Source organism: Romboutsia maritimum, from assembly GCF_002251085.2.
Taxonomy (GTDB): Bacteria; Bacillota; Clostridia; order Peptostreptococcales; family Peptostreptococcaceae; genus Romboutsia_B; species Romboutsia_B maritimum.
Genome location: NZ_NOJZ02000037.1, coordinates 1 through 13,418, shown reverse-complemented (window position 1 = coordinate 13,418; position 13,418 = coordinate 1). Strand labels below are relative to the sequence as shown.

General features: G+C 28.2%; 10 protein-coding genes and 1 pseudogene. 9 read left to right on the top strand and 2 right to left on the bottom strand.

Annotated elements, in window-relative coordinates:
* Positions 1-769: 769 nt before the first annotated feature.
* A complete protein-coding gene (locus CHF27_RS14760; protein WP_408638585.1) occupies positions 770-829 on the bottom strand; it encodes a DUF1659 domain-containing protein in 60 nt (19 codons plus the stop codon).
* A 326-nt stretch (positions 830-1,155) separates the two neighbouring features.
* Here CHF27_RS14760 and CHF27_RS12645 point away from each other — a divergent pair, with 326 nt between their 5' ends.
* The 7 genes from CHF27_RS12645 to CHF27_RS12615 all read left to right on the top strand — a co-directional run bounded on the left by CHF27_RS12645 (position 1,156) and on the right by CHF27_RS12615 (position 10,220).
* Positions 1,156-1,488, top strand: coding sequence for a type II toxin-antitoxin system MqsR family toxin (locus CHF27_RS12645; RefSeq protein WP_095405158.1), 333 nt, complete (start codon positions 1,156-1,158; stop codon positions 1,486-1,488).
* A gap of 11 nt (positions 1,489-1,499) precedes the next feature.
* Positions 1,500-2,510, top strand: coding sequence for a type II TA system antitoxin MqsA family protein (locus CHF27_RS12640; protein WP_095405157.1), 1,011 nt, complete (start codon positions 1,500-1,502; stop codon positions 2,508-2,510).
* Positions 2,511-2,676: 166 nt separating this feature from the next.
* On the top strand, positions 2,677-2,937 hold the full coding sequence (locus tag CHF27_RS12635) for a Mor transcription activator family protein (protein WP_095405156.1): 261 nt from the start codon (positions 2,677-2,679) through the stop codon (positions 2,935-2,937).
* Positions 2,938-3,167: 230 nt separating this feature from the next.
* Entirely contained in the window at positions 3,168-6,443 is a 3,276-nt protein-coding gene (gene hsdR, locus CHF27_RS12630; RefSeq protein ID WP_115976273.1) for a type I restriction-modification system endonuclease, read from the top strand.
* A gap of 14 nt (positions 6,444-6,457) precedes the next feature.
* The gene (locus CHF27_RS12625; protein ID WP_115976271.1) at positions 6,458-7,873 is read left to right on the top strand and encodes a class I SAM-dependent DNA methyltransferase; all 1,416 of its coding nucleotides are present in this window, start codon (positions 6,458-6,460) and stop codon (positions 7,871-7,873) included.
* A gap of 64 nt (positions 7,874-7,937) precedes the next feature.
* The gene (locus CHF27_RS12620; protein ID WP_158534769.1) at positions 7,938-9,239 is read left to right on the top strand and encodes a restriction endonuclease subunit S; all 1,302 of its coding nucleotides are present in this window, start codon (positions 7,938-7,940) and stop codon (positions 9,237-9,239) included.
* Positions 9,240-9,302: 63 nt separating this feature from the next.
* Positions 9,303-10,220 (top strand): restriction endonuclease, encoded by a 918-nt coding sequence (locus CHF27_RS12615; protein ID WP_095406807.1) that lies wholly within the window; start codon positions 9,303-9,305, stop codon positions 10,218-10,220.
* A 205-nt stretch (positions 10,221-10,425) separates the two neighbouring features.
* On the opposite strand, the gene CHF27_RS12610 is transcribed toward CHF27_RS12615, so the two are convergent.
* Entirely contained in the window at positions 10,426-11,316 is an 891-nt protein-coding gene (locus CHF27_RS12610; RefSeq protein WP_095406806.1) for a DNA-methyltransferase, read from the bottom strand.
* Between the two features lie 101 nt (positions 11,317-11,417).
* Here CHF27_RS12610 and CHF27_RS12605 point away from each other — a divergent pair, with 101 nt between their 5' ends.
* Both CHF27_RS12605 and CHF27_RS12600 read left to right on the top strand, forming a co-directional pair.
* Positions 11,418-12,401, top strand: coding sequence for a hypothetical protein (locus tag CHF27_RS12605; RefSeq protein WP_095406805.1), 984 nt, complete (start codon positions 11,418-11,420; stop codon positions 12,399-12,401).
* A 98-nt stretch (positions 12,402-12,499) separates the two neighbouring features.
* Positions 12,500-13,208 (top strand): annotated as a pseudogene (locus tag CHF27_RS12600) (IS256 family transposase); the annotation flags it as partial.
* Positions 13,209-13,418: the final 210 nt, after the last annotated feature.

Below are 13,418 nucleotides of genomic sequence, written 5' to 3'. Positions count from 1 at the left end.
ACTTCTATTTCGCCTTGTTTGTTGTAGAAGTTCTTGGTAAGATCTTTGACTTCTACTATTGTTTGCATTATGTCACCCCCTGTGATTTTTACTCATATAATTTATATTATTAAAGATGACATGAATTTGTACCTATTTTAACTGAAAAGGAATAATATAAGGAAAATACATAAAATTAGGATTAGAGGGGTCGAGTAATAGAAGCAATTATAAAGATGTATGCAGTTATATAAAATAAGAACAGCCTTTATAGATGAGTTGAGTAAAATCAAATAAATGATATTATATAAAATAAAGTAAAAATAAAGATATTGATACTATGATAGTAGTTGATTTTTTAATAAATAACATAGATAGGCATTATAGAAATTTTGGATTAGTTAAAATAAATGATACTTATAGTGAGACTGTGAAGTTTTTTCTGTAAATAGCTTTCTATGATAATTTTGCTAAGGCATAGATAAAACAAGTATTTTCTATGTCTTAGTTTAATTTTAGATTTATTTAACTACATGCTAAATACGCCTTATTGAAAGGCGTTTCTTTGAGCATATATCTATTATAGCCTTCCTTCATACATTAGCAAAGCATACATTAGCAAAGCGAATTTTTGATAAATTTAAGTTTGAGCAACTGATGATACTAAATAATTCGTCTAGAAGTTGCTCAAAATATAGTAAAGTTTTATGCTGATAATGTTGTGCTATCAATTTTAGCTACTTCTAATAATTCATGTCCTTGAAGTGAGGCTAATATTTCTCCTACTTCATTACACATCATCATTAGATGCTGATGGTTTTAAATTTGAGTAAGTCTTAGTTTTTACTATAACTTTTTGAGTTATAGGATCTGTGCCTGTTTGAAATTTTAATAATGATTTGTAATTAAATTTTAGGGTTAAAAATTTAAAGAAATATATTAAAATAGTTTATAAACTATAGTTTTTATAAATATATTAGAGAAAGATATGATTACAATGACTAAATCGTTATATGATCTAGACGTAGAAAAACTCAAAGAATATAAATAAATTTTAAAATTAATGTTTATATATAGTTTATTTATTGAAAAAAATATAGTAATATATAAGTATAAATGCCACTAAATGATGGCAATAATATTTAATGCAGGGAGGTTTTTATTATCAGAAATCTTATGATAAATAAATACCTAGAAAAAATCAAGAAACATATAACCGATAAAGGATTTGATTTTGCGGGTGGTAGAGAAAAGAATGCAAGATTTATGCGAGAGCATGGATTTAATATAGATGATATAACAGATATATTATTAGATTTAAATAAAGAACATTACTTAGATGGTCCACAAAAAGATCATAATAAAAAATTAGAAGGTGATGTTTGGAAATTTAAATACGACTTAGAGCTAGACACAGATTTAAATATACTTATATACATAAAAGTTAGATATAACCCACCTAATGAATTGGTATGTATATCATTTCATGAGGATGAAATGTATATTTAGGAGGTATAAATATGAAATTAAAACAAGATAAAGTTTATTGTGAAAAGTGCAATGAAAAAGTAAATTACAATATAATAAAAGAAAATTTAAAAGAATATAAAGGAATTGAAATTAACATAGAGCAAAAGATTGGTGTATGTGAAAATTGTAATGAAAAGTTATATGTAATTGAGTTAGAAGAAGATAATTTAAAAAGACTATACTCAAAGTACAGAGAATTAACGGGGATAGTATCTCCACAAGATATAATAGATTTTAGGGCAAAGCATAATATATCTCAAAGAGAATTAGTAGCTATACTTGATTGGGGAAAGATGACAATAAATAGATATGAAAGAGGGAGTCTTCCAAATCAAAGCCACAGTGATATATTAAAACTTATAATTAAAGACGAAAGCTACTTTAGAGAAAAGGTAGAAGATGCCTATAAGTGTAAAAGGATAAGTGAGAAAACATATAACTCAATGCATTTTTCAATTGAAAAAGAAGATATCTTAACTATTGATATGTTTATATCGGCCACACTATGTCATAGTCCAAGTATATACAATGGATTTAGAAAATTTGATCTAGATAGATTAGAAAATGTAATAGGATATATATCTTCAAAAGTGAATAATTTATATAAAACTAGTCTCAATAAATATTTATGGTATATAGATTTTGTTAATTATAAAAATAATCTTAAATCTATAACGGGGCTTAGATATGTAAGATACACGTTTGGACCAATAATAGAAGGTAAAAATTATGAATTAATTTTAAACTTGGATAGAAAGTTTGAAAAAGAAATAAATGAAATTAATTTCAATGAGATAACAAAAATTAAAAGTAAAAACAATTATGATTTAAGTTTATTCTCTCAAGATGAAATAGATGTTATTGACAATGTTATAGACTTGTTTAAATCTAAATCTGTTTCAGAAATATCAGAATTATCACATGAAGAAAAAGCTTGGATAGAAACTAAAGATAATGATTTAATATCTTATGAATATGCTCATGATTTAAAAGTAATTTAAAGCTAGCCAATTTTGGCTAGTTTTTGTTTGGTAAAACAAATACAGTGAAATGATATGTAGAAGTTTAGTGAAAAAATCAACTTTAAATGTTGAAATAAGAAGGATTAATAAGCACTATAAACGTATTTATTATATAGATATTTATAATTAAATATGGAGGTACTTTATGTTAGAATATTTAACTAAAGAAGATCTACCAGAATCATTAGGTGATATTATAGATGCTATTGGTATTGTAAATGTAAAAGAATTGATAAAATTAGCTGGTGGAGGAAATGTTTATATACCTAGTGAAAATAGTGTTGTTAAATCGTTTAGGAATAAATTGATTAAGGAAAACTTTGATGGAAATTACAAGGACTTAGCAAGAAGGTTTGGGATAACTGAAATGCAAGTTAGAAATATTATTAATTATAAAAAAGCTTAGTATATGTTATAAGAAAAGAGTTGGAGTATGAAAAAATCATTCATACATCAGCTCTTTTTTATTTACATTAATTTGCATACTTTAGTATCGAATTTCTATTCATCATAGCACATATACCTACCTTTAAGCTTTATCGTTTTCTATACAATTAATTTTAAAATGAAATGAAGAAAAATAAATTTAAATATGGTAAAATAAGATTACATATAAGCAACTTAAGGGGGGGTAATATGAGTAATTTCGAATTTTTAAATGAAAAATATCCAGAACTTGCTAAGCTTGGTGAGTTTGCTGAAAAATATATATATCAGGATTCAAATACAACATTTATAAAGTTAGGAATATTTGGAGAGCAAGTAGTAAAATACATAATAAAACTAGAAGATATAGATGAAATACTTATAAGTCATGATAAAAGTCAAATAAATAGAATCAAACTTCTAAAAAAAGAAGATCTACTACCGGAAGAAATAGAAAGTATATTACAAATCCTAAGAAAAAAAAGAAACCCAGCGGCACACGATGGATACGAAAACGTAGAAGAGGCAAAGGTTAACCTTCAGCTTGCACACAAATTAGCAAACTGGTTTATGGAAGTATATGGAGACTATTATTTTGAAGCACAAGAATTTATAATGCCTAGAGAAAATGACAAAGAAAATAGTAGTGAAAATCTAAAAAAATTAGAAGAAGAATACAAGCAAAAAATAAAAGACTATGAAGAACAACTAAAAAATATAAAATCACTTAATGAAAATAAAGAAGAAGATGTAATAAAGAAAGAAAAATACTTAAGAAGAGAAAAATCTAAAAAAGTAGCTAAAAAAATGGATTTAAGTGAAGCAGAAACAAGAATGATAATAGATGAGCAGTTAAGAAATGCAGGATGGGAAGCTGACACTAAAAACTTAAGATACTCAAAAGGAACAAGACCATCTAAAAATAAAAATATAGCAATAGCAGAATGGCCAACATCATCAAAATACAAAAAAAGTGGATATGTAGATTACGCACTATTTATTGGAGAAAAACTAGTTGGATTTATAGAAGCTAAAAAATACTCAAAAGATGTAGGAAGCCACATAATAGAAAGTAAAACATATGCAAAAGGCGTAAAAGAAGAGCATCTAGATTATGCAGTAGGTGGATGGGAAGAATACAACGTACCATTTTTATTTACATCAAATGGTAGAAAATATATAGAAGAAATAAAAGAAAAAAGTGGAGTACACTTCTTAGATTGTAGAAAAACTACAAATAACCCTAAAGTACTTCAAAACTTCTACACACCACAAAATATATTAGAACTACTAGAAAGTGACTTAGATAAATCAAATGAAGAACTAGACAAACTATCATTCGACTTCTTGCAAGATCCTAAAGGAGTAGGACTTAGATACTACCAAGTAGATGCTATAAAGGCAGTAGAAAATGCAATAAAAGAAGGAAAAGAAAGTGCCCTTATAACAATGGCAACAGGAACAGGAAAAACAAGAACAGTACTAGGACTTATATATAGACTACTAAAAACAGATAGATTTAAACGTATATTATTTTTAGTAGATAGAACAAGCCTAGGAAACCAAGCTAGTGAAACTTTTGAAGAAGTAAAAATAGAGCAGCTTCAAACACTTAATCAAATATACAACATAAACAAACTAGAAGATAAGAAAATAGATAAAGAAACAAAAATACACGTAGCCACAGTACAAGCAATGGTAAAACGTATAATGTACAACAATGATGAATCACAAATACCAGGGGTTAGAGACTATGACGCTATAATAATAGATGAAGCTCATAGAGGATATATACTAGATAAAGAAATACTAGAAGAAGAATTAGAATACAAAGACGAAAAAGACTTCTTAAGTAAATATAAAAAAGTAATAGACTACTTTGATGCATTTAAAGTAGCACTAACAGCAACACCAGCACTGCACACTACACAAATATTTGGAAAACAAGTATACTCATACACGTATAGAAATGCAGTAATAGATGGATATCTAGTAGACCATGAACCACCACATTTAATAAAAACAAAGTTAAGTGAAGAAGGAATACACCTTAAAAAAGGGCAAAGTGTAGTAAAATACGACCCAGTAACAAAAGAAGTAATAAATGGTGCAGAACTTGAAGATGATGTAGACTTTGAAATAGATTCATTTAACAAAAGAATAATAGTAGAAAGTCACACTAGAGAGGCATTAATGGAAGTAGCCCAATATATAAGCCCAGATGATGAAGGTAAAACATTAATATTTGCAACAAATGATTATCATGCAGATATGATAGTTAGAATACTAAAAGAAATATATACAGAACTTCTTGGTGGAGTAGATGATGATAGTATACTAAAAATAACAGGAAAACTAAAAGATCCAGAACTAGCTATAAAACAATTTAAAAATGAAAGATATCCAAACATAGCAGTAACAGTAGATTTACTATCAACAGGAATAGACGTACCAAGAATAAACAAACTAGTATTTTTAAGAAGAGTGAAGTCAAGAATACTATATGAACAAATGCTAGGAAGAGCAACAAGACTATGTGACGATATAGGAAAAACTCACTTTGAAATATATGACTGTGTAAAATTATATGACGCACTAAAACATGTTACAACTATGAAACCAGTAGTAGTTGATAGCAAAGAAAGCTTCAAAGAGCTACAAGAACAACTAACACAAGATATAAATGTAGAAGCTAAGAGAAACATAGTAAATAAAGTAATAGCAAAACTACAAAGAAAGAAAAAACTAATAAAAGAAGAAGCTGTGTTTAAATCACTAAGTGGAAATAAATCACCAGCAGAGTTTATAAAAGAACTGAAAGAACTAGACACACAAAGTGCAATAAACACATTAATAAAAAATGATAAATTAATAAGCTATTTAGATGAAAAAGCGATAAACAAAAATCTAATAATCGTGACAAATGAAAAAGATAAAGTATTAGAACACACTAGAGGATATGGAAAAGGTAAAAAACCAGAAGACTATATCAACGAGTTTGAAAATTATATAAAAGAAAATATGAATGAAATAGTAGCACTAAATGTATTATGTACAAAACCAAAGCAAATGACTAGAAATGACTTAAAAGCTATAAAAGCAATACTTGATGATAATGGATTTAGTGAAGAATATCTAAAAACTGCATATAAGGATATGACAAATGAGGAAATAACAGCAGATATAATAGCTTTCATAAGACAAAAGGCAATAGGAAGTGTGCTAATATCTAAAGAAGAAAGAGTAAAAAAAGCTATGAGTAAAATAAAGAAAGAATTTAAATTCACACCACTTCAAGAAAAATGGTTACAAAAGATAGAGAAATATATGGTAAAAGAAGTTATAATAGACAAGGAAGTATTTGAAGTAGGAAACTTCAAAAGAGAAGGTGGATTTAAAAGATATAACACTATCTTTGAAAATAATTTAGATGAAGTTATAGAAAAGCTAAAAGAGCACATGTTCAGTGATAATGAACTAGCATAGAAGGGAAAGACAAAATGAATACACAAGAAATAGTAAATAAACTTTGGAACCTGTGTAACGTACTTAGAGATGATGGTATAACATATCACCAATACGTTACAGAACTAACATACATCCTGTTTCTAAAGATGGCAAAAGAAACAGGAGTAGAAGCAAATATACCAGATGGATATAGATGGGACGATTTGACAAGTAAATCAGGTATAGAACTTAAAAAATTCTACAAAGAACTACTAAACCACTTAGGAGAAGACTGCGATGGTAGAGTAGCTGAAATATACAATGGAGCATCTACAAATATAGAAGAGCCTAAAAACTTAGAAAAAATAATAAAAAGTATAGATGACCTAGACTGGTACTCTGCAAAAGAAGAAGGCCTAGGAGACTTATACGAGGGATTACTTGAAAAGAATGCATCTGAGAAAAAATCAGGAGCAGGTCAATACTTTACACCAAGAGTTCTAATAGATATCATGGTTAAATTAATAGACCCACAACCAGGAGAAAAATGTAATGACCCTGCATGTGGTACATTTGGGTTTATGATAGCAGCAGATCATTATATAAAATCTAAAACAGATGATTTATTTGATTTAGAATTAGATGAACAAGAATTCCAAAGAAATGAAGCTTTCTCAGGATGTGAGTTAGTACATGATACACATAGACTAGCTATGATGAATGCTATGCTTCATGATATAGAAGGAAACATATACCTAGGAGATACATTATCTAACTTAGGTAAGCAAATGAAAAACTTAGATGTTGTATTATCTAACCCACCGTTTGGTACTAAAAAAGGTGGGGAGAGAATAACTCGTGATGATTTAGTTTATCAAACATCAAACAAGCAGTTAAACTTCTTACAACATATATATAGATCACTTAAGGCAGATGGAAAAGCTAGATGTGCAGTAGTACTTCCTGATAATGTATTATTCCAAGAAGGAGACGGTACTAAGATTAGAACGGATTTAATGGACAAGTGTAACTTACACACAATACTAAGATTACCTACTGGAATTTTCTATGCACAAGGTGTTAAGACTAATGTGTTGTTCTTTACTAGAGGTACTGAGGAGAAAGATAATACTAAGGATGTGTGGTTCTATGATTTAAGAACTAACATGCCTAACTTTGGTAAGACTAATCCACTTAAGGAAAGTCACTTTGATGATTTTATAAAGGCTTATACATCTGAGGATAGAGAAGCTATAACTGATGAGAGATGGAACAAAATATCAAGAGATGAGATAAGAGAGAAAAATGATAATCTTGATTTAGGGCTTATTAAGGATGATAGTATACTAGATTATGAGGATTTACCTGATCCTGTTGAAAGTGCTGAGGAAGCTGTGGCAAAATTAGAGGAAGCTACTGACTTACTTATGAGTGTTATTAAGGAATTAAAGGCTTTAGGTGGTGAGTAGGATGGCTAAGAAGAAGTTGACGATTGAGGATGTGCTTGTGCCTAAGGAGGAGATTCCTTATGAGGTGCCTGAGAATTGGTGTTGGGTTAAGTTAGGTAGTATAGTGAGTGTAAATCCTAAAAAGATAAATGTGAAAGATTATCCAGATGATACGGATTGTACATTTATACCAATGAGTGCTGTAGATGGTGAAAAGGGAATGGTCGTACAGTCTGAAATTCAAAAATTATCAAAAGTAAGGAAAGGTTACACAAGTTTTATAGAAGATGATGTTATTTTTGCCAAAATAACTCCTTGCATGGAAAATAAAAAATCGGCAATAGTCCCTAAATTAGAAAATAGATTAGGTTTTGGTTCTACGGAATTTCATGTATTAAGAGGTAATAAAGATATTATTTATAATAAATATATATATTATTTTGTTAGAAGTCATGAATTTTTAACCGAGGCTAAATATGCTATGACGGGAGCTGTAGGACAACAAAGAGTTTCTAAGGATTTTATTAATGGGTATTATATGCCAGTACCTCCTTTAGATGAGCAAGTAAGGATTGTTAATAGGATTGAGAGTCTTTTTGATAAGGTTGATAAGGCGGATGGTCTTGTTGATGAGGCGAGAGATGGGTTTGAGAAGAGAAGGGCTGCTATTTTGGAGAGGGCTTTTTGTGGTGATTTGACTAGGAAGTGGCGTGAGGAGAATGGTGTTGAGTTTAATGAAGATGAAATATCATTATCTGAAGTTGTTAATGTTAATCCTAAAAAGCCTAAACTTGAAGTTGATGATGGGCAGATATGTTCATTTATTCCTATGGTAGCAGTTAGTGATGTTAATGGTAAAATAGAAGCTATGGAGGAAAGACCTTACGCTAAGGTAAAGAAAGGATATACTTACTTTGAAGAAGGGGATGTTTTATTTGCTAAGATAACTCCTTGTATGGAAAATGGTAAGTCTTGTATTGCAGAAGGTTTAAGTAAATGTTTTGGATTTGGAACTACCGAGTTTCATGTTTTAAGATGCGGTGAAAAAGTTTTAAACAAGTATGTATATTATTTGGTTAGAGCTAAGTGGTTTAGAGAAGAGGCTAAGCAACATATGACTGGTGCTGTTGGTCAGCAGAGAGTTCCGAAGACGTATTTAGAGGATTATATGGTTTGGGTGCCTAGTATTGAGGAGCAAGAAGAGGTTGTTAGGTTACTTGAATATATGCTTGATAAGGAGTTTGAGGTTGAGGAACTTTGTGATATAGATGATAATGTTGAGTTATTGAAGAAGTCTATATTGGGAAGGGCTTTTAGAGGTGAACTTGGAAGCAATAATGTAGATGAAGAAAGTAGTATTGAATTATTAAAAGAATTAATAAAATAAATTAAAATAAGTCTAGGAATTAAATTTCTAGACTTAAAATGCTATATAAGATGGAGGATATAAATGGCAGTACCAACATATGAAGAATTAATGCTACCACTACTAAAACTATTATCAGATAAAAATACATACACAAATAAACAATGTAATGAAATACTAGCAAAACAATGCAACCTTACAGAAGAAGAGAAAAGACAAACTCTACCAAGTAAAAAGTCACCAATATTTTATAATAGAGTAAACTGGGCTAAAACATATATGAAAAAAGCAGGACTTGTAGAAGCTCCAAAAAGAGGAGAAGTTAGAATAACTGATTTAGGGCAACAGTTATTAAATGAAAATCCAACTGATTTAAAATCAAAAGACTTAGAAAGATATGATAGCTTTATAGAGTTTACAAATAAGTCAAATAAAAACAATAGTACAATTAATAGCGTTATAGATATAGAAGAAAACAAAACACCAGAAGAAAGTTTAGAAGATGCATTTCTAAAACTTAAAATATCTCTAGCAGATGAATTATTAGAAAAAATACATACTTGCTCATTTGATTTCTTTGAAAGATTAGTTATAGACTTACTTATAAAAATGGGTTATGGTGGTTCTAGAGAAGAAGCTGGACAAGCTACTAAAAAGACTGGTGATGGTGGAATTGATGGCATAATAAATGAAGATAGGTTAGGATTAGATAGTATATATATACAAGCTAAAAGATGGAAAGATACTGTAGTTGGAAGACCAGAGATACAAAAGTTTTCTGGTGCGTTAGATACTCCAGGTGCTACTAAGGGGATTTTTATAACTACTTCTACTTTTACTAAGGAAGCTAAGGAGTACGCTAAAAATATTAATAATAAAAAGATCGTACTTATAGATGGAAGTCAGTTGGCTAAGTTTATGATTGATTTTAATGTAGGTGTTTCTTTAGAGACTGTGTATGAGATAAAAAAGATAGATAGTGATTATTTTATAGAAGATTAATTAAGAACTAGTCAATCTGGATAGTTTTTTTATATATAAAATTAAGGAATACAAATTCTAAAAACAGAAACATATAAAATTAAAATAAAAGATATCTAATTTTTATCATTTTTAATAAATTAGATATCTTTATGAACAATTCAGGATTTATATAGTAGTCAATTTTATTACAATAAATATTATCACGATTGAATGAAAGTGCACTTTATGTAGACATATGAAGTTGTTTACCATGGTTTAAAATATTATTAACTTCATCTATTGTGTTATTGTAAAACACTGGATTTAATTCACATCCTAAAAAATTAAACTCATTATTTATGCAGGAAATTAAGGTTGAGCCACTGCCACTAAAAGGATCAAATACTAAATCACCTTTATTACAATATAAAGGTAAAATTTTATCAGGAAGTGTAATTGGAAACTTAGCAGGATGTTGAGATTCTGTAGAGTTTTTTTCTGTAAATCCTATGTTAGTCATAATTATATTGGATGAATTACTATAAAGTTTGATATTATTACAATTATCACATTTATACTTTATATTAGTTTTAAAAATATCTCTATCTTTTATAACAGCATTATTCTTAGATAGAACTAAAATAGTTTCCCAACAATCATCCAAATAGTAAGGCATAGAATTTGGAGGAGAAGTTCTTGGGTTATTTTTTATCCAAATTATTTTATCTCGAAGATCAAAACCATACTTTTTGGCTTTATTTGTAAATATATCTGCAAGATCTATAGTTTTTTTCTTATCTCTGATTTTATTAATAACTACAATAAAGAAACAACTATCTTTAAGTATTTTAGAAGATAGTTGACATAATTTATCAAAAGAGTTTATATAATCTTTAAAAGTTTGACCGTAGCCAATTTCGTTTTCTAAAGGTTTTCCAGAAGTACTGTACATATAAGAAGACTTATTTCCTTGTTCTTTACATTTACCAGAATAAGATCTTTTATTAAAGTAAGGAGGACTTGTAAAAATACAATCAACCTTAATTTTATCACAATGTTTTTCTAAGAAATCTATACAATCTGTATTGTACAGATACCACTTTAGTGAAGTGCAATTCCAATTTTTAGAATTCATAGAGACACCTCGATTTCCAAAGTATATAAAAAGATATGAAAGATCATATATAAATATGAATTAAATTTTTATTGGTAGTAGATAATACTATTGGTGATAAGATGAATAATATACAAGATATTAAGAAGGTAATAAGATCATATAATTTTCATAATAAATGTGATTACATAAGAAATATAGGGGAAGCTGGTTGGACCGATATATATATGAATAAAATTGAAAAAAACTTATCTATAAATAGTAAATATATAATAAAGTTGGACTCTAGTTTAGAGGGCAAAAATATATTGTTATATACTAATAATTTAGCAAGTATTTATGATGAGATAAATAAAGAATTAATACCTAAAATTGAAGGATATGATATAAATAGGAATAGATTGCACGGATATTATAGAGGAAATGGTAAAATTTTAATAGGTAAAAAAGGTGGAAAGAATATCGAAATTCAAATGGAAGAATTATCATTAGATAGACTATTAAGAAAAGTTGATTATAGAACATTATTAGAAGATAGTGATAACAAAGATAAACATCAATTATTACAAAGTTTTATAGTAGATTTAGGTGTAAGTTTTAATTTATTATTTAAAGTAGCGAAAAATGACGAGAGTTATACATTGAATAGTATGAAATTAAAAGAATATGCTCATTTAAAAAATAGTGATTTAAATATATTTAATCTTATAGAAGAAAAAGATAATGTAAGTAAGGAAAGTATAAAAAAAATAGATAGAACAGATGTTATATGGGTAAATAAAATATCAAATGATATAACTGATGCATTTGAAGTAGAGCTATCATCTAGAATGCAAGTTGCACTAAATAGGTTGAATGAAATAGATAAGTTGTATGCATACAAAAATAAAGATATAAGGTTAGTTATAGTATCAAATGAAAATGGAAGAAGACAAGTGGAAAGAGAACTCTCTACTATAACATACAACTCTCTATTCGATAGGAATAATTTATATTTTTTATCTTTAGATGACTTAATTAAGTTGCTAGAATCTAAAAAATGTGCTCAGAATAAGAAGGAAGCATATTTTTATAAATTATATCAATTTAAGAATAGAAATATATAATAACAGAAGGTATAAGTTTATTTGTGAAAAATAGTGAAAATGTTCAAGGTGACGAAAAATATAGGATAGTACTTTCTACAGCATATGATTTTTAATAAGTATATCCTATAGTATTTATCGATGCTATCCATTTTTCAGTTACGGACAACCATATGATTAAAAAACTGGTAGCATATGTAGTTCTAGGGATAAGTGAATATGGTAAAAAAGAGATTTTAAGTATTCAAATTGGAGAAAACGAAAGTAGCAAGTATTGGTTAGAAATTTTAAATGAGCTTAAAAATAGAGATGTTAAGGACATATTAATATTATGGGCAGATGACCTTACTGGAATAAAAGAATCAATAAACGTAGCTTTTCCAAATACAGAATATCAAAGATGTATTGTTCATCAGGTTCGTAGCACTCTGAAACATGTATCTGATAAAGATAAAAGCTATTTGCAAAAGATTTAAAATTAATTTATCAAGCATAAGGGCATTCAATAATGCTAGAAGTCACTGGAAAATGGAATAATTACTACCCAAATGCTATGAAAAGTTGGTCAGTTAATTGGGATGCAATATGTCCAATATTTAAGTTTTCATCAGAGGTTAGAAAGGTTATCTATACAATAATGATATAGAAAGTCTAAATAGTAGTTATCGCCGACTAAATAGATAACGTAGTGTATTTCAAAGTGATGCAGCTTTACTCAAAGCTCTATATTTAACTACGTTTGAAGCAACTAAAAAATGGAATCTTCCTTTAAGAAATTGGGGAAAAGTTTATGGGGAATTGTCTATGATGTATGAAGGAAGGCTATAATAGATATATGCTCAAAAAACGCCTTTCAATAAGGCGTACTTAGCATGTAGTTAAATAAATTTAAAATTAAACTAAAACATAGAAAATATTTGCTTTATCTATGCCTTAGCAAAATTATCATAGAAAGCTATTTACAGAAAAAACTTCACAGTCTCTACTGAAAGTGTTCTAATTAAAGCAACCCTTTGTCTCATTCCTCCAGATAGTTCT

What these genes read in the sequence shown, in the direction of transcription:
- CHF27_RS12645 (WP_095405158.1), top strand. Translation starts at nt 1,156, where the DNA reads ATGATAAATAAATACCTAGAAAAAATCAAGAAACATATAACCGATAAA.
- CHF27_RS12640 (WP_095405157.1), top strand. Translation starts at nt 1,500, where the DNA reads ATGAAATTAAAACAAGATAAAGTTTATTGTGAAAAGTGCAATGAAAAA.
- CHF27_RS12635 (WP_095405156.1), top strand. Translation starts at nt 2,677, where the DNA reads ATGTTAGAATATTTAACTAAAGAAGATCTACCAGAATCATTAGGTGAT.
- hsdR (WP_115976273.1), top strand. Translation starts at nt 3,168, where the DNA reads ATGAGTAATTTCGAATTTTTAAATGAAAAATATCCAGAACTTGCTAAG.
- CHF27_RS12625 (WP_115976271.1), top strand. Translation starts at nt 6,458, where the DNA reads ATGAATACACAAGAAATAGTAAATAAACTTTGGAACCTGTGTAACGTA.
- CHF27_RS12615 (WP_095406807.1), top strand. Translation starts at nt 9,303, where the DNA reads ATGGCAGTACCAACATATGAAGAATTAATGCTACCACTACTAAAACTA.
- CHF27_RS12610 (WP_095406806.1), bottom strand. Translation starts at nt 11,316, where the DNA reads ATGAATTCTAAAAATTGGAATTGCACTTCACTAAAGTGGTATCTGTAC.
- CHF27_RS12605 (WP_095406805.1), top strand. Translation starts at nt 11,418, where the DNA reads ATGAATAATATACAAGATATTAAGAAGGTAATAAGATCATATAATTTT.